This is a genomic window from Agrococcus sp. Marseille-P2731, assembly GCF_900117395.1.
In the GTDB taxonomy this organism is placed as follows: Bacteria; Actinomycetota; Actinomycetes; order Actinomycetales; family Microbacteriaceae; genus Agrococcus.
The window spans coordinates 370851-385883 of record NZ_FPEG01000001.1 but is presented as its reverse complement, the minus strand read 5'-3'; the positions used below and the strand labels follow the sequence as shown (position 1 = coordinate 385883).

General features: G+C 71.3%; 18 protein-coding genes and 1 tRNA gene. 8 read left to right on the top strand and 11 right to left on the bottom strand.

Going from position 1 to position 15033, the window contains the following annotated elements:
• Window positions 1-358 precede the first annotated feature (358 nt).
• Genes ygfZ through BQ6202_RS01945 form a run of 4 tightly spaced genes read right to left on the bottom strand, consistent with a single transcriptional unit; the run spans window position 359 to window position 2538 of the window.
• Window positions 359-1417: a CAF17-like 4Fe-4S cluster assembly/insertion protein YgfZ gene (ygfZ, locus tag BQ6202_RS01955; RefSeq protein ID WP_072312656.1), complete on the bottom strand. Its 1059-nt coding sequence runs from the start codon at window positions 1415-1417 to the stop codon at window positions 359-361.
• Window positions 1414-2031 carry a heme-binding beta-barrel domain-containing protein gene (locus BQ6202_RS01950; protein WP_072312657.1) on the bottom strand — a complete coding sequence of 206 codons (618 nt, stop codon included), beginning with the start codon at window positions 2029-2031 and terminating at the stop codon, window positions 1414-1416. The genes ygfZ and BQ6202_RS01950 overlap by 4 nt, the downstream gene beginning before the upstream one ends.
• A 3-nt stretch (window positions 2032-2034) precedes the next feature.
• On the bottom strand, window positions 2035-2157 hold the full coding sequence (locus BQ6202_RS15190) for a hypothetical protein (RefSeq protein WP_268753731.1): 123 nt from the start codon (window positions 2155-2157) through the stop codon (window positions 2035-2037).
• 60 nt (window positions 2158-2217) lie between these two features.
• Entirely contained in the window at window positions 2218-2538 is a 321-nt protein-coding gene (locus BQ6202_RS01945; RefSeq protein WP_083586761.1) for a hypothetical protein, read from the bottom strand.
• A 139-nt stretch (window positions 2539-2677) separates the two neighbouring features.
• Here BQ6202_RS01945 and BQ6202_RS01940 point away from each other — a divergent pair, with 139 nt between their 5' ends.
• Genes BQ6202_RS01940 through BQ6202_RS01925 form a run of 4 tightly spaced genes read left to right on the top strand, consistent with a single transcriptional unit; the run spans window position 2678 to window position 7460 of the window.
• Window positions 2678-3322: a response regulator transcription factor gene (locus BQ6202_RS01940; protein ID WP_072312658.1), complete on the top strand. Its 645-nt coding sequence runs from the start codon at window positions 2678-2680 to the stop codon at window positions 3320-3322.
• Window positions 3322-4176: a mycothiol synthase gene (gene mshD / locus BQ6202_RS01935; protein WP_072312659.1), complete on the top strand. Its 855-nt coding sequence runs from the start codon at window positions 3322-3324 to the stop codon at window positions 4174-4176. Before BQ6202_RS01940 ends, mshD begins: the two co-directional genes overlap by 1 nt.
• A 39-nt stretch (window positions 4177-4215) precedes the next feature.
• On the top strand, window positions 4216-6504 hold the full coding sequence (locus BQ6202_RS01930) for an RNA degradosome polyphosphate kinase (protein ID WP_268753732.1): 2289 nt from the start codon (window positions 4216-4218) through the stop codon (window positions 6502-6504).
• Window positions 6501-7460 (top strand): NUDIX hydrolase, encoded by a 960-nt coding sequence (locus BQ6202_RS01925; RefSeq protein WP_072312660.1) that lies wholly within the window; start codon window positions 6501-6503, stop codon window positions 7458-7460. The genes BQ6202_RS01930 and BQ6202_RS01925 overlap by 4 nt, the downstream gene beginning before the upstream one ends.
• A 130-nt stretch (window positions 7461-7590) precedes the next feature.
• On the opposite strand, the gene BQ6202_RS01920 is transcribed toward BQ6202_RS01925, so the two are convergent.
• The 6 genes from BQ6202_RS01920 to BQ6202_RS01895 form a co-directional block, all read right to left on the bottom strand.
• Window positions 7591-8172, bottom strand: coding sequence for a DapH/DapD/GlmU-related protein (locus BQ6202_RS01920; RefSeq protein ID WP_143143598.1), 582 nt, complete (start codon window positions 8170-8172; stop codon window positions 7591-7593).
• Between the two features lie 65 nt (window positions 8173-8237).
• Window positions 8238-9017: a phosphate ABC transporter ATP-binding protein PstB gene (pstB, locus tag BQ6202_RS01915; RefSeq protein ID WP_072312661.1), complete on the bottom strand. Its 780-nt coding sequence runs from the start codon at window positions 9015-9017 to the stop codon at window positions 8238-8240.
• Window positions 9018-9023: 6 nt separating this feature from the next.
• The gene (pstA, locus tag BQ6202_RS01910; protein ID WP_072312662.1) at window positions 9024-10106 is read right to left on the bottom strand and encodes a phosphate ABC transporter permease PstA; all 1083 of its coding nucleotides are present in this window, start codon (window positions 10104-10106) and stop codon (window positions 9024-9026) included.
• 3 nt (window positions 10107-10109) lie between these two features.
• Window positions 10110-11048, bottom strand: a complete 939-nt coding sequence (gene pstC, locus BQ6202_RS01905; protein WP_072312663.1) for a phosphate ABC transporter permease subunit PstC — start codon at window positions 11046-11048, stop codon at window positions 10110-10112.
• A 110-nt stretch (window positions 11049-11158) separates the two neighbouring features.
• Entirely contained in the window at window positions 11159-12280 is a 1122-nt protein-coding gene (locus tag BQ6202_RS01900) for a phosphate ABC transporter substrate-binding protein PstS (protein ID WP_072312664.1), read from the bottom strand.
• A 397-nt stretch (window positions 12281-12677) separates the two neighbouring features.
• A complete protein-coding gene (locus BQ6202_RS01895; protein WP_072312665.1) occupies window positions 12678-13307 on the bottom strand; it encodes a hypothetical protein in 630 nt (209 codons plus the stop codon).
• Window positions 13308-13377: 70 nt separating this feature from the next.
• Here BQ6202_RS01895 and BQ6202_RS01890 point away from each other — a divergent pair, with 70 nt between their 5' ends.
• Both BQ6202_RS01890 and BQ6202_RS01885 read left to right on the top strand, forming a co-directional pair.
• The gene (locus BQ6202_RS01890; RefSeq protein ID WP_072312666.1) at window positions 13378-13767 is read left to right on the top strand and encodes an ACT domain-containing protein; all 390 of its coding nucleotides are present in this window, start codon (window positions 13378-13380) and stop codon (window positions 13765-13767) included.
• A gap of 48 nt (window positions 13768-13815) precedes the next feature.
• Window positions 13816-13891: transfer RNA gene (locus BQ6202_RS01885), tRNA-Lys, on the top strand.
• An 11-nt stretch (window positions 13892-13902) separates the two neighbouring features.
• On the opposite strand, the gene BQ6202_RS01880 is transcribed toward BQ6202_RS01885, so the two are convergent.
• Complete coding sequence (locus tag BQ6202_RS01880; protein ID WP_072312667.1) at window positions 13903-14100, bottom strand: three-helix bundle dimerization domain-containing protein; 198 nt, start codon at window positions 14098-14100, stop codon at window positions 13903-13905.
• A 228-nt stretch (window positions 14101-14328) separates the two neighbouring features.
• Here BQ6202_RS01880 and BQ6202_RS01875 point away from each other — a divergent pair, with 228 nt between their 5' ends.
• A complete protein-coding gene (locus BQ6202_RS01875; protein ID WP_143143599.1) occupies window positions 14329-14616 on the top strand; it encodes a hypothetical protein in 288 nt (95 codons plus the stop codon).
• Window positions 14613-14831, top strand: a complete 219-nt coding sequence (locus BQ6202_RS01870; protein ID WP_072312669.1) for a hypothetical protein — start codon at window positions 14613-14615, stop codon at window positions 14829-14831. The genes BQ6202_RS01875 and BQ6202_RS01870 overlap by 4 nt, the downstream gene beginning before the upstream one ends.
• Window positions 14832-15033: the final 202 nt, after the last annotated feature.

The following is a 15033-nucleotide window of genomic DNA, read 5'->3' as shown; positions in this document are numbered from 1 at the left end:
GCGCGCTCGTCGGGAGGGCGCGCTGTGGATGGGCGTCGTGCGGGCGCGGTCGGTCTCGTGACGCGTGCGGCTGCGCCGCGCGCTCCTCGACCTACGGAGAGCCCCGCAGGTTGAGGAGGCCGCGCGCCGCAGGCACGCAGCCGTCACGAAACCGGAAGCCTGCCGCTCCGGGTCCGGTCTCGTGACGCGTGCGGCTGCGCCGCGCGCTCCTCGACCTACAGAGAGCCCCGCAGGTTGAGGAGGCCGCGCGCCGCAGGCACGCAGCCGTCACGAAACCGGAGGGGTACCGCTCCGGGTTCGGTCTCGTGACGCGTGCGGCTGCGCCGCGCGCTCCTCGACCTACGGGGTGGGCGTCGGACTACGGGGTGGGCGCCGGGCGCTTGACGGCGCCGAGGCGCGGCAGGCGCGGAGGGCGGTTGACGTGCCCGGCAGACGGCGGCACCAGCAGCTGCTGCGCCGCCGCGACCGCGATCCCGTCAGCCGCGGTGACCACCAGGTCGCCATCGGCCGGCGCCGAGCGCTTCACGACCGCGAGGGCGATGGGGCCCAGCTCGTGGTGCACGGCCGAGGACGTCACCTGCCCGACCGCCTGGTCGCCCGCCAGCACCTGGTCACCGGCGGCGACCTGGCCGTTCTCGCTGCCGTCGAGGTGCAGCAGCACGATGCGACGGGGCGGTGCGCCGAGGTTGTGCACCTTCGCGACCGTCTCCTGCCCGCGGTAGCAGCCCTTCGAGAGGTGCACCGCGGTCGTCAGCCAGTCGAGCTCATGCGGGATCGTGCGGTCGTCGACCTCGGCGAGCGAGGGCCGCCCGGCCGCGATGCGCAGCGCATCCGCCGCCAGGCTGCCGACGAAGCGGTCGGGCGCGATCGCCGCCGCCTGGTCGGGGGTGAGGATGGCCTCGGACCACGCCCAGGGCTCGCCCGTCGGCTCGCCGTAGCGGGCGCCGCCCGGCGATACCTCCGGCCAGCCGTCGACCCAGGTCGGCGCGAGCGGGGCGACGCCCGCGGTGCCCACGACGACCACCTCCGGCCGCTCGATCTCGACCTGCTTGTAGAAGCGCATCCGCGTCAGCCACGTCTCGAGCGCGTCGCCCGTGCCCGCGTCGACGAGCACCCAGAGCGCGTCGCCCTCGCGCAGCAGGCGCAGCACGTGCTCGATGCGGCCCACCGGGGACAGCACGAGCGTCTCGGTGGAGGCGCCGTCGTCGAGCTGCTCGACGGCCTGGCTCGTGATCGAGTCGAGCCACGGCAGCGTGTCGGGCCCGCTCAGCCGCAGCACGTCGCGCGGCAGCAGCACGAGCCCACCGGCAAGCAGGCGGCGCTGCTCGGCGACGGGGTTGCCGACGTGCAGCGGCAGCCCGGAGGCTTCGTCGAGCACGGCGTCGGGGATGCGGGAGGCCAGCTCGGGCGCGGTCACGTCGCGCTCGCCTCGCTGCGCGTCTGGCGCCCGAGGCGCGCCGAGGCATGGCTCTCGAGCCCGCGGCCGAGGGCTGCGAGATCCCACGCCCACAGCAGGTGGTTCTCGACCAGGCCGTACATGCGGGTGGAGGCACTGTGATCCTTGGCGCCCGCGCCGCGCAGGACTGCGTCGGTCGCGAGGTCGATCCGCGGGCCGTCGATCGTGCCGAGGTAGAGCTCTGCGACTCCGGTCGGATGCGAGATGAGCGCCTGCAAGTCGAAGGCACCATCGGGGCGGCGCAGCCCCTCGACCGCATCGGCGTCGCCGAACGCGGGCGCGCCCTGCGCCGGCAGCATGCCCGGCCCCGCGTCTGCCTCGTGCGAGGGGCGCGCGAGGCGCCAGAAGCCGCTCTCGGCAGCCAGCGGTGTCAGCTCGTCGTCGAGCTGCCACGCGTAGGCCTGGTAGCTGAGGTAGGGGTGCCCGTGGTGCTCGAACGAGATGCGCTGGCCGAACTCGCGCTCGACGGTGCTCTCGCCGTCGGGGAAGGAGAGGACGCCGGTGCCCTCCCACGTGCCGATCAGCCACTGGAGCGGCCCCAGCTCGGCCGGGAGCGTCGGGTCGAGCTCGAGCATCGCTTAGCGCTGACCCCGGAAGAGGTTGCGGATGACGACGAACGAGGTGCCCAGGATCGCGAGCATCGCGAGGCCCAGCAGACCGGTGAAGAAGATCTCGAGTGCGACGACGGGGATGGCATCCATGGCTCGATCCTACCGCCTCGCGCACGCCACCGCCCGGGGACGAGCGGCAGGTCGGGGGCCTCAGAGCACGGTGAGCGGCACGAGGATCGCGCTCGCCACCGCGAGCACCACCACCGAGCCGAAGATCGCCGACGCCAGCCGCCCCACGAGACCCGGGACCGTCGGCCCACCGAGCTGGATCCCGAAGGCGACCAGCGTGCAGGCGCCCAGCACGATCGGCAGCCAGACGATGCCGTCGCTCGGCTGCAGCACACCGACCACCGCGGCGCCGATCGCTGCCAGCAGCCAGACCGGCCACACGCTCGCCCACCGCCAGGACAGCGCGCCGCCAGCGACGCCCCGGGAAGGAGCGTCGCCGCTGACGGCGGCGTCGTCGCTCACGACCGACCTGCAGTGCTCATGGCCAACATCATGGCGCAGGTGCGGTGCGCGCGCCCTGGGGGTGTCGGATGCGCCGCCGCGCAGGCGGAGCGGTCGCGGCGGGTATCAGACCGGCTTAGGATCGAGATCGGGAGGTTGGATGGCGCACGTCGTGGTCTTCACCCGCCGAGCCGAGGACGTGCTGCCCAGCCTGGAGCTCCTCGAGCACCGCGTGAGCACACTGCCGGTCTCGGCGGAGGCTGCCGCGCGCGCTCCCGAGGGCGACCTGCTCGTCGTCGACGGCGCTGTCGAGCTCGCCGCGGCGAAGGCCCTGTGCCGCCTGCTCGAGCACGACCCCTCCCCCGTGCTGCTGGTGCTGAGCGACGGCGGCTTCGCCGCGGTCACCGCCGAGTGGTCGGTGGCCGACATCGTGCTCGACTCCGCCGGTCCCGCTGAGCTCGAGGCGCGCATCCGCCTCGCCCTCGCGAGCGCCGCGCGCAGCGCCGAGCCCGTCTCGACGAGCGGCCTCACGATCGACGAGGCGAGCTATCAGGCCAAGGTCGACGGCAAACCGATCGACCTGACGTACAAGGAGTTCGAGCTGCTGCGGTTCCTCTCCGCGCACCCGGCGCGGGTCTTCACGCGCGAGCAGCTGCTGAGCGAGGTGTGGGGCTACGACTACTTCGGCGGCACCCGCACGGTCGACGTGCACGTGCGGCGCCTGCGCGCCAAGCTCGGCGACCTCGAGCGGCTCATCGGCACGGTGCGCGGGGTCGGCTATCGCTTCGAGCGGGAGGACGACTGATGGAGGCTGCGCGCGCGATCGAACTCGCCGAGGCACTGGGCGCCGCGAGCCTCGCCGCTGACGGCGTGCCGCCCTTCAACGACCAGGCGCTCGTCGAGCTGCGGCGCGGCGCCCGGTGCGCGATCGGCGACGCCGAGGCCCTCGCTGTCGTCAGCGACGCCGAGCGCGAGGTCGAGCTCGCCGTGCACCCCGCGCACCGCCGCCGGGGTCTCGGCAGCGCCCTCGCGGCGCGCGTCACCGACGAGCTCGGCGAGCTCGAGGCCTGGGCGCACGGCGACCTGCCCGGCGCCCGCGCGATCGCCGAGCGGCTCGGCATGCGGCGGGTGCGCACGCTGCTGCAGCTGCGCGCGCCGGTGCCGCCCGCGGGCGAGAGAAGCGACCGCCTGCCCGATGGGACCCGCGCGTTCGAGCGGGCCGACGCATCCGCCCTGCTCGCCCTCAACGCCGCAGCCTTCGCCTCGCACCCCGAGCAGGGCCGCATGAGCGCCGACGACCTGGCATCGCGCTTGGCCGAGCCCTGGCACGACGACGCGAACCTCGTGGTCGCGCCGGGCGACCACGGCCTCGACGCCTTCACCTGGGTCAAGCCCGCGACCGGCGAGGGCGAGGGCGATGTCGCCGAGCTCTACGTGCTGGGCGTCTCGCCAGAGCGGCAGGGCGCGGGTCTCGGTCGGCGGATGCTCGAGGCCACCTTCGTGCGGATGCGCGCGGTCGGCGCGACCACGGCGCACCTCTACGTCGAGGGCGACAACGACGCGGCGCTCGCGCTCTATCGCCGAGCCGGCTTCGAGCAGTGGGCGATCGACGTGCGGTGGCAGCGTGCTGCGACGACGGGCAGCAGCGACGCGCGATGACGTCGCGCGCCGTTCACCCGCAGTTGACACAATGACGGCATGACCGACGGCACTGCGAGCGACGCTCGCGCGATGGACACCGGCTCGACCGACACCGGCTCGATCGAGGAGCTGCGCCCCGAGCGCACCGCCCGCACGCTCGAGCAGGAGCGCACCTTCCACGACGCCAACGAAGCCGACTTCGACGGCGACGACTTCGACGAGGAGATCGCCTGGTCTGCAGAGATGCAGGGCGTCGAGACCGAGGACGGCCTGCCCGCCGACCGGTTCCTCGACCGCGAGCTCTCCTGGCTCGAGTTCAACCAGCGAGTGCTCGAGATGGCGGAGGACCCCGCGACGCCGCTGCTCGAGCGCGCAAACTTCCTCGCGATCTTCGCCTCGAACCTCGACGAGTTCTTCATGGTGCGCGTCGCCGGCCTCAAGCGCCGCATCGCCACCGGGCTCGCCGTGCCCACGAACGTCGGCATGGCGCCGCAGCAGCTGCTCGACGAGATCGTGCAGCGCGCGCACGACATGCAGCTGCGGCACGCCCACAGCACGCAGGACTCGTTCCTGCCGGCCCTGCACGAGGCAGGCATCACCGTCGTGCGCTGGGACGAGCTGAGCGACAGCGAGCGCGAGACCATGTCGCAGCGCTTCGACGACGACATCTTCCCCGTGCTGATGCCGCTCGCGGTCGACCCCGCGCATCCCTTCCCCTACATCTCCGGCCTGTCGCTGAACCTGGCGGTGCGCGTGCGGGTGCCCGGCGACGACGACGAGCAGTTCGCTCGGCTCAAGGTGCCGGCGGTGCTGCCGCGCTTCGTCGAGGTCGCGCGCAACGGCACGTCGCAGCGCTTCCTGCCCCTCGAGGACCTGATCTCGAACAACCTCGACGAGGTGTTCTCAGGGATGGAGATCGTCGAGCACCACGTCTTCCGCGTCACGCGCAACGAGGATGTGACGATCGACGAGGACGACACCGAGAACCTCATCAAGGCGCTCGAGCACGAGCTCTCGCGTCGCAAGTTCGGCCCGCCCATCCGGCTCGAGGTGTCGGAGGACATGGACGACGACACCCTCGAGCTGCTCGTCGACGAGCTCGGCATCACCGACAGCGAGGTCTACAAGCTGCCGGGGCTGCTGGACGCGACCGGTCTGTTCCAGGTCGCCGGCATCGACCGCCCTGACCTGCACTACACGAAGCGCGTGCCCGTCACCTCGCCTGCGTTCCTGCCGACCGACCAGGACGAGGAGACCGACTTCTTCCAGGCGATCACGCGCAAGGACGTGCTCGTCCACCACCCCTACGAGTCGTTCGCGACGAGCGTGCAGGCGCTGCTCGAGCAGGCCGCGGGCGACCCCGACGTGCTCGCCATCAAGCAGACGCTCTACCGCACCTCGGGCGACTCGCCCGTGGTCGCCGCGCTCATCCGCGCCGCTGCCGCCGGCAAGCAGGTGCTCGCCCTCGTCGAGGTGAAGGCGCGCTTCGACGAGCAGGCGAACATCCGCTGGGCGCGGCAGCTCGAGCGCGCCGGCGTGCACGTCGTCTACGGCATCGTGGGCCTGAAGACGCACTGCAAGCTGATGATGATCGTGCGGCGCGAGAACGGCAGGCTGCGCAACTACTGCCACATCGGCACCGGCAACTACAACCCCAAGACCAGTCGCATCTACGAGGACTTCGGCCTCTTCACCGACAACGACCAGGTCGGTCGCGACATCACGCGCCTGTTCAACGAGCTCTCCGGCTACGCCAAGGAGAAGTCGTTCCAGCGGCTGCTCGTCGCGCCCAGGCACCTGCGCAAGGGGCTGCTCAGCCGCATCGAGCGCGAGACGCAGGCCGCGCTCGCCGGCCGCCGCGCGCGCATCCGCCTGAAGGTGAACTCGATCGTCGACGAGCAGATCATCGACGCGCTGTACCGCGCGAGCCGCGCGGGCGTCGAGGTGCAGCTCTGGGTGCGCGGGATCTGCTCGATCAAGCCGGGCGTGCCGGGGCTGAGCGAGAACATCGTGCTGCGCTCGATCGTCGGGCGCTACCTCGAGCACTCGCGGGTCTTCGTCTTCTGGAACGACGGCGACGAGGAGGTCTTCATCGGCTCGGCCGACATGATGCACCGCAACCTCGACCGGCGCGTCGAGACGCTCATCCAGCTCACCTCCTCCGAGCACATGCGCGACATCCAGCAGCACTTCGACAAGGCGATGTCGGCGCAGACCGCGGGCTGGTGGGGCGAGCCCGACGGCACCTGGACGCGCCGCTTCGAGGCGGAGGACGGCACGCACCTCGACGACCTGCACCGCGACCGCATGATCCAGATCCAGCGCAGGAAGCGGTCGTCGCGATGAGCGCCGCGGCCCCCGTGCTCGCCGCCGGAGCACTGGTCTGGCGCCGCGTCGACGACGAGGTGCTCGTGCTGCTCGTGGAGCGCACGCAGCACCGCGACTTCTCGCTGCCGAAGGGCAAGCTCGACCCGGGCGAGACGCTGCCGGAGTGCGCCGTGCGCGAGATCGAGGAGGAGACGGGGCTTCGGATCGCGCTCGGCGCTCCCCTGCCGCAGAGCGAGTACCGGCTGCCCGACGGCCGCGACAAGGTCGTCTACTACTGGCAGTCGAAGGTCGACGAGGCCGAGGCCGCGGTCGCCGCGTCGCGCTTCGCGTCCAACGACGAGATCCTCGCGCTCGAGTGGCTGCCGATCGCGGAGGCCAAGCAGCGCTGCTCCTACCGCCACGACGTCGCCGTGATCGAGCGCTTCGAGGAGCGGCTCGCGGCCGGGCACGCCGAGACCTTCCCGATCATCGCGCTGCGGCACGCGAAGGCCACCAGCCCCTTCGACTGGGAGGGCACGGATGCGTCGCGCGCGCTGACGACGCGGGGCGAGCGGCAGGCGAAGCAGGCGGCGCCGGGCATCGCGGCCTTCGCGCCCGCGCGCATCCTCACCTCAGACGCGACGCGCTGCCTGCAGACCGTCGAGCCGCTGCGCCGCCTCACGGGCATCGAGCCGAAGGCGCGCGCCGAGATCAGCCAGGACGCGCACGAGCTCGACCACGGCAGCCTGCGCAGCGCGATCGAGCGCCGCGTCGCGAAGGCCGTGCGCAAGCGCCGCGGCACCGTGCTCTGCAGCCACGCGCCCGTCATCCCCGAGATCGTCACCGCGGTGGTGCATGCGGCGGATGCGCTGGAGTCGGAGCGCACGCACCGCGCGTCGATGCTGCACACGGCCGAGTTCACCGTCATGCACATCTCGGCGGGCGAGACGCCCGCGCTCGTGGGCCTCGAGACGCACGCACCGCGCGAGCCGTAGCCGCGCATCCGCCGCTGCCGGTGTCCTCAGCAGAGGACGGATGGGTGGCAGCGACCGATCCGTCCTCTGCTGCGTGACGCTTCGCCCATCCGTCCTCGATCCGGGACGGCTGGCAGCAGGAGCCGAGCGCCTACGACGCGCGGAAGCCGGTCTCGCGGATCACCCGCGCCGGCACCCCGGCCACGATCGTGTCGGCAGGCACGTCCTTCGTCACGACCGCACCGGCGCCGACGATCGCGCCGTCACCGATGGTGACCCCCGGCACGACCGTCACGCTGGCCCCCAGCCACACCTTGCGCCCGATCACGATCGGTGCGGGCTGCATGTCGCCGCGGTGCGCTGGATCGACGCCGTGGTCGAGCGTCGCGAGGGTCGAGCCGTGACCGATGAGCGAGCCGTCGCCGATCGTGATGCCACCGGTGTCCTGGAAGCGGCAGCCCATGTTGATGAAGACGTCGACGCCGAGGTGCAGGTTCTTGCCGAACTCCGAGTAGAACGGCGGGAACACCGTCACCGACGCATCCACTGCCCGGCCGGTGAGCTCGCCCAGCAGCTCGCGCACCTCGTCGGCGCTGCGGTAGGCGCCGTTCAGCGCAGCGGTGATGCGCAGCGCCTCCTGCGCGAGGTCGTGCATGAGCGCGTGGTGCGGTGACCCGGCGACGATCGTCTCGCGGCGGCCGACGTGCTCGAGGAACTCCTGCAGTGCGATCATGCGAGCACCCTACGCGCCGCGGGGGCGGCGAGCAGGGTGCTCAGCAGGACGATCGCCAGCGCGGATCAGCCGAAGCGGCCCGAGACGTAGTCCTCGGTGGCCTGCACGGTCGGGTTCGAGAAGATCTTCGTCGTCTCATCGAACTCGATGAGCTTGCCCGGCTTGCCGGTTCCGGCGATGTTGAAGAAGGCCGTCTTGTCGCTCACGCGGCTGGCCTGCTGCATGTTGTGGGTCACGATCACGATCGTGTACTCGGTCTTCAGCTCCTCGATGAGGTCCTCGATCGCGAGCGTCGAGATCGGGTCGAGGGCCGAGCAGGGCTCGTCCATGAGCAGCACGTCGGGGCTGACGGCGATGGCGCGCGCGATGCAGAGGCGCTGCTGCTGGCCGCCGGAGAGGCCCGAGCCGGGCACGCCGAGGCGGTCCTTGACCTCGTTCCAGAGGTTGGCTCCCCGCAGCGAGCGCTCGACCAGGTCGTCCTGGTCGCTGCGCGACATGCGGCGGTTGTTCAGCAGCACGCCCGCCAGCACGTTCTCGCGGATCGTCATGGTCGGGAACGGGTTGGGGCGCTGGAACACCATGCCGATCTGGCGGCGCACGTTCACGGGGTCGACGCCCTGGCCATAGAGGTTGGCGCCGTCGAGCAGCACCTCGCCGTCGACCCATGCACCCGAGATGACCTCGTGCATGCGGTTGATGGAGCGGAGCACTGTGGACTTGCCGCAGCCCGAGGGGCCGATGAACGCGGTGACCGCGCGGGGCTCGATGTCGACGGAGACCCCCTCGACGGCCTTGAAGGCGCCGTAGTAGATGTCGAGGTCGTTGATCTCGATGCGCTTGGACATGCTGCGTTACCTTCCAGACTTCGGCGCGAAGAAGTGCGAGATGACGCGCGCGCCGATGTTGAGGATCATGACGATGAGGATGAGCACGAGAGCGGCCGACCAGGCTCGGTCGAAGTAGGCCTGCTCCTGCACTCCGGGGCTGATGTACTGGTTGAAGGCGAACACCGGCAGCGTCATCATGCGGCCGTCGAACACGTTGTAGTTCATGTTCGTCGTGAAGCCGGCGATGATGAGCAGCGGCGCCGTCTCTCCGATGACACGGGCGATGGCGAGCGTGACGCCGGTGACGATGCCGGCGAGTGCCGTGGGGAGCACGACCTTCCAGATCGTCAGCCACTTCGGCACGCCGAGCGCGAGCGATGCCTCGCGCAGGTCGTTCGGGACGAGCTTCAGCATCTCCTCCGTCGACCGCACGACGGTGGGGATCATGAGGAGGCTGAGCGCGACCGCGCCGCCGAAGCCGCTGCGCACGCCCTCGCCCGCGAACAGGGCGAACAGGGCATAGGCGAACAGGCCGGCGACGATCGACGGGATGCCGGTCATCACGTCGACGAAGAACGTGATCGCCTTCGCCAGCGCGCCCTTGCCGTACTCGACCAGGTAGATGGCGGTGAAGATGCCGACCGGCACCGAGATGATCGCGGCCCAGAGGGTCACGAGCACGGTGCCGACGATGGCGTGCAGCACGCCGCCGCCCTCGCCGACCACGTTGCGCATCGTGTACGTGAAGAACTCGATGTCGAAGCGGGCCAGGCCGTTGGCGACGACCGTGATGATGAGGGAGACCAGCGGCACGAGCGCGAGCAGGAAGGCCCCGATCACGAGCCCCGTGACGAAGCGGTCGGTGGCCTTGCGGCCGCCCTCGATGAGCTGGCTGACGACCGTCACGGCCACCAGGTAGAGCACGTAGCCCAGGAGCGCGACGATGACGATGCTGAAGCTGGAGCCGGATGCGCCGGCGATGAGGCCCGCGACGGCGGCGCCGACAGCGATGCAGACGCCGAGCAGTGCCCAGGGGGCCCAGGCGGGCAGCTGGCCCGCGGTCAGCGGGTTCTGGGCCTGGCGGGTGGGAGCGATGGTGGTGGTCATGGCTCAGCGACCTCCGTCGACGGTCGTCTTGGCGATGATCAGGCGCGAGATGGCGTTCACGAGCAGCGTGATCGCGAACAGCACGAGGCCCGATCCGATGAGCATGTTGACGGTGATGCCGTGCGCCTCCGGGAAGCGGAGCGCGATGTTGGCAGCGATCGTCGAGGGGTTCTGCGAGCCGATCAGGACGAAGCTGACGGCGCCGGAGGAGGCGAGCACCATCGCGACGGCCATCGTCTCGCCCAGCGCACGACCGAGGCCGAGGATCGACGAGGCGATGATGCCCGAGCGGCCGTGCGGGAGGACGGCCATCGTGATCATCTCCCAGCGGGTGGCGCCGAGGGCGAGCGCGGCTTCCTCGTTGAGGCGCGGCGTCTGCAGGAAGATCTCGCGGCAGAGCGCCGTGATGATCGGCAGCACCATGACGGCGAGCACGATGGATGCGGTGAGGATCGTGCGGCCCGTGCCGGAGGCGGGCGGGGAGAACAGCGGGATCCAGCCGAGGTTCTGCGCGAGCCAGGCGAAGCCGGGCAGCAGGAACGGTGCGAGCACCGTGATGCCCCAGAGCCCGTAGATGACCGAGGGGATGGCGGCGAGCAGGTCGACCAGGTACCCGAGGAACTGGGCCAGCCTGCGGGGCGCGAAGTGTGTGATGAACAGCGCGATCGAGACGGCGAGCGGCACGGCCATCACCATCGCGAGGAACGCGGACCAGAGCGTGCCGAACGTCAGCGGCCAGACCCAGGTCCAGAAGCTCGAGCCCTCGGACTCGGGGATCGGCCCGATGATCGCGGGAACGGCCTGGGCGACCAGGAAGATCGCGACGCCACCGAGCGCCAGCAGGATGAGCACGCCCGCGGTGGTCGAGATCGCCTTGAAGACGATGTCGGCGGGCCTGTTCCTGACGGCGGACTTTGGCGCAGCCGGTGCAGCGGTAGTCATGAGGCTCCCTGCGAGCTCGGAGGACCGGATGAATGGGTCCGGCCGGGGCGATGAGACGCCCCGGCCGGACGGTGCGCGCCGTCAGCGGCGCGCGAGGTTCCGAACCAGTATTACTGGATCAAGTCGACGACGCTGAGGATCTCCTCGCGCAGCTCGTCGGAGATGGGCGCGTTGCCCGCGTTCTCGGCGCCGGCCTGCTGGCCCTCAGCCGAGGCGATGTAGCTCAGGTAGCCCTTGACGAGCTCGGCCTGAGCCTCGTCCTGGTACTCCGTGCAGGCGATCGCGTAGGAGATGAGGACGAGCGGGTAGACGCCGGCCTCGGTCGACGTGCGGTCCAGGTCGACCGCGATGTCACCCTCGTGACGGCCCTCGACGCGCGGCGACGCGTCGACGGCGGCCGCTGCGGCCTCCGCCGTGAAGGGCACGTACTCCTCGCCGACCTGCAGGGCGACGGTGCCGAGGTCACCGGCGCGCGAGGCGTCGGCGTAGCCGATCGTGTTCATGCCGTTGGTGACCGCGTCGACGACGCCCGAGGTGCCCTGTGCGCCCTCGCCGCCGTAGGAGGCAGGCCACGTCTCGAAGACGCCCTCGGTCCAGTCCGACTCAGCCGTCGCAGCGAGGTACTCGGTGAAGTTCTCGGTGGTGCCCGAGTCGTCCGAGCGGTGCACGGCGGTGATGTTGGCGTCCGGCAGCGTCGCGTCCGGGTTCTGGTCGGCGATCGCCGGGTCGTTCCAGTTGGTGATCTCGCCCGAGAAGATCTGGGCGATCGTCGCGGCGTCCATGTTGAGCGAGTCGACGCCCTCGACGTTGAAGATGATGGCGATCGGCGAGATGTAGATCGGCAGGTCGACCGGCAGCGTGTCGGCGACGCAGGCGCCGAACGAGCCCTCGAGCTCGTCGTCGCCGAGGTAGGCGTCCGAGCCAGCGAAGGCGACGCCGCCGGCGATGAACTGCTCGCGGCCAGCGCCCGAGCCTGCGGGGTCGTACGTGATGTTGACGTCTTCGTTCTGCGTCTGGAAGCCTGCGATCCAGGCCTCCTGTGCAGCACCCATCGACGAGGCGCCGGCGCCGGCGAGGTCGCCCGAGAGCGTGGACTCGGGAGCGGTGGACTCGCCACCGGTCTCGCCCGCAGGGGCCTCGGTGGCGGCGGGCTCGTTGGCAGCGCAGGAGCTGAGCAGGAGTGCGCCTGCAGCAGCGACGACCGCAGCGCGGCCGAGCTTCGTGAACTTCACGGATGGTTCCCTTCGGAATGATTCGGTGCAGGGCGCATCAGCGGCCTGGATTCGGCGCGAACGAGCGCGCCGGAGATCACGCTAGGGAAGCCGGGTGGCGGCGAGGCCCCGCACAGGTGAACAGCGGGTGAACACGGCAGCGGGCCGGTCGAGGCCGCTGCGCTGGCCTCGGTGGAGGCGCGAGATCGGCGCCGAAGCGGGGCCTAGACATGCGAGTGCCGGGCCGCGAACGCCTCTCGGCGGAAGGCCGCTCGCAGCGGCGAATAATGGAGCCCGGGGTTACGCGGCCCGGCCCCACCAATGTACCGAGGCGCGAGCCGACACGCAGGCGGGTGCGCTCACCGCGAACGCGGGAATGGGCGCGCCGGTGGGCGGCTCGGCGGCCCTCGGTGACCGCTCAGTCGAGCGAGTCGGCCCGCCACATGCGAGCGCTGATCAGGAGGTCGGCGGCGATGTCGGTCAGGCGCGCTGCGAGGCGGGTGCGGTCGCTCGCGCGCTCCGGGTTCGTCGCCTCGTCGGCGTGCGCCACCTGCACGGCGCCCGCGGCGGTCACGGTGGCGAACGCCGCCGCGCGCTCGAGCGCCATCGCGAAGTCGCCCGAGAAGACGCCGCGCAGGATCGTCTCCGAGAGCGAGCGCAGCTCCTCCGGCGTCGCCGGGGCGGGCACTCCCGCGACGACGGGCGCGGCCGTGTGCAGCGCATCCGCCCCCGCCTGGTAGAGGTGCGCGGTCTCGTCGGCGCGCTGCGTCACGAGCGCGTGCAGCAGGTGCACCCGCCAGAGCGTGCCGGGCAGCGAGTGGGCGCGGGCGTGCGACCAGAGCTCTGCGACGGTGTCGATGCCGTCCTCGCGCGCGACCTGCAGGATGCGCTCGACGACCTGCGGGTCGGCACCCGAGCGCACGCGGGCGAGCAGCGCCTGCGCCGTCTCGCTCGCGAGCTGGAGCCGCACGACCGGATCGACGTCGCCCTCCACCCGCTCGAACCAGTCGTTCGAGAAGCGGGTGGGGCGGTGGAAGTCGTCAGCCATGGGTTGCAAGTCTCCCACGCGCGGATGGGCGCGGATCGAGACAGCGGCGGCCGCGCCTAGGGTTGGCCGCATGGACGAGACGATCTCGGTCGAGGTGCGCATCGTGCCGCAGCGGCTCACGGTGCTGCCGGGTGAGCTCGCCATCGTGCAGACGGGTGACGAGGGCGCGGCCGACCCGGGCCAGGTGATGGCGCGGGTCGCGGCGCCTGATGGCGTGACGCTCGTCCGACGCGCTCGGGAGGGCGACGCGGAGCGGTTCGTCGCGCTCTTCTCCGGCGGCACCGCGCACGGCCTCGAGGCGCCCGGCATGACCGCCTCGCTGCTGGCGCCGCTCGCCGCGGCGGGCATCGGCGCGTTCGTCGTCGGCACGGCGACGGCCGATCTGCTGCTCGTGCCAGTGACCTCGATCGACGTCGCGACCGAGTCGCTCGCCTCGGCCGGCCACGCGATCGAGCGCTGAGCGCCAGGCGTCGCTCCCGGCCCGATCGCGCTACTACCCTGGAGGCACGGGCCTGTAGCTCAGTCGGTAGAGCGTCGGACTTTTAATCCGCTGGTCGTGGGTTCGAGCCCCACCGGGCCCACCACGACGCCGTCGCTACGACCGCTTGAGCCGCTTCTTCGTCGCCCGCTCCGTCAGCACGGTGAGGAAGTCCGTCACCGGGCTGTCGGAGATCGCGTCGAGCTCCTCGCTCGCCACCCGCTGGATCTCCGCGGCGTCCCACTCAGGGCGCGCGGCCGCCAGGCGGGCCGTCACCTGGGCGATGATCTCGTCGCGGTCGAAGTTCGTGGTCATGCTCTCAGTATCGAGCGCCCGGCGGGACCGCCGCCACGATGGTGCTCCGAATGGTGTGAACAGCGCCTATGAGAGCGGGCTCGGCCATATGGACCCCTTGCGCACCTCGGAGAAGCGCGTACCCTCAGCCCCACACGGGTTCCGGCTGAGCTCCGCGATGCACGCACATCCCGCGCCCCAGGCATCGCAGGCCGAAGCTCCCGACAGCGGACAGCGAAACGACCACACATGTCCGAATCCGCAGCCCGCGACGCCCATCGCTCACGGCAGGTGCCCATCGTGAAGCCTGCGCTCCACGCCCACAGCGTCATCGCCATCGACGAGCTCCTCGCCGAGCTCAACGTGCATGTGCGCGACCGCGCGCAGCTGCAGCCCTGGATCGAGCGGTCCGACATCCAGATGGCCCGCATCGTGAACGTCCCGAGCCTCACCTACATCCGCCTCACCCATCGAGATGAGCAGCATGTCCCGATCGTCGTCATGCTCGTCGACGGCATCTGGGAACGCGCGCTGTGACCGTCGGCGATCCCCTCCCCGGCAGCTCAGAGCAGGCGACGCGACTTCGCGAGCTCCTCGACGACCTCGCGAGATACCCGACCGGAACGCTCGCGGCAGACCCCGACCCCGCCGAGCTCGCCCTCTGCGCAGAGATCCAGGCCATCGTGCACGCGAGGCGCAGAGCGCGCGCGGCCGGGCAGGACAGCGAGCTCCGGCCCGGCGACCCCGCGTAGTCGAGCGCGCTCCGCGTCTCCGACGGGGATGAGCCGCGCGCAGGACCGACCGCCGTATCCTGGTGCGCAGCATCCGATCGATCGACGAGGCGGGCGATGGCCGACAAGGTCGACTACACGAAGGCGCTCGACCCCTACCGCGCCACGCGCGGCGAGCTGGTGCGAGCCGAGGCCACGACGGAGAAGCCAGCGCCGGTGACGG

Bases quoted from the DNA above. Each gene is read 5' to 3' on its own strand.
- BQ6202_RS01950 (WP_072312657.1), bottom strand. From the start codon at position 2,031: ATGCTCGAGCTCGACCCGACGCTCCCGGCCGAGCTGGGGCCGCTCCAG.
- BQ6202_RS15190 (WP_268753731.1), bottom strand. From the start codon at position 2,157: ATGGATGCCATCCCCGTCGTCGCACTCGAGATCTTCTTCACCGGTCTG.
- BQ6202_RS01940 (WP_072312658.1), top strand. From the start codon at position 2,678: ATGGCGCACGTCGTGGTCTTCACCCGCCGAGCCGAGGACGTGCTGCCC.
- mshD (WP_072312659.1), top strand. From the start codon at position 3,322: ATGGAGGCTGCGCGCGCGATCGAACTCGCCGAGGCACTGGGCGCCGCG.
- BQ6202_RS01930 (WP_268753732.1), top strand. From the start codon at position 4,216: ATGACCGACGGCACTGCGAGCGACGCTCGCGCGATGGACACCGGCTCG.
- BQ6202_RS01925 (WP_072312660.1), top strand. From the start codon at position 6,501: ATGAGCGCCGCGGCCCCCGTGCTCGCCGCCGGAGCACTGGTCTGGCGC.
- BQ6202_RS01920 (WP_143143598.1), bottom strand. From the start codon at position 8,172: ATGATCGCACTGCAGGAGTTCCTCGAGCACGTCGGCCGCCGCGAGACG.
- pstB (WP_072312661.1), bottom strand. From the start codon at position 9,017: ATGTCCAAGCGCATCGAGATCAACGACCTCGACATCTACTACGGCGCC.
- pstA (WP_072312662.1), bottom strand. From the start codon at position 10,106: ATGACCACCACCATCGCTCCCACCCGCCAGGCCCAGAACCCGCTGACC.
- pstC (WP_072312663.1), bottom strand. From the start codon at position 11,048: ATGACTACCGCTGCACCGGCTGCGCCAAAGTCCGCCGTCAGGAACAGG.
- BQ6202_RS01895 (WP_072312665.1), bottom strand. From the start codon at position 13,307: ATGGCTGACGACTTCCACCGCCCCACCCGCTTCTCGAACGACTGGTTC.
- BQ6202_RS01890 (WP_072312666.1), top strand. From the start codon at position 13,378: ATGGACGAGACGATCTCGGTCGAGGTGCGCATCGTGCCGCAGCGGCTC.
- BQ6202_RS01880 (WP_072312667.1), bottom strand. From the start codon at position 14,100: ATGACCACGAACTTCGACCGCGACGAGATCATCGCCCAGGTGACGGCC.
- BQ6202_RS01875 (WP_143143599.1), top strand. From the start codon at position 14,329: ATGTCCGAATCCGCAGCCCGCGACGCCCATCGCTCACGGCAGGTGCCC.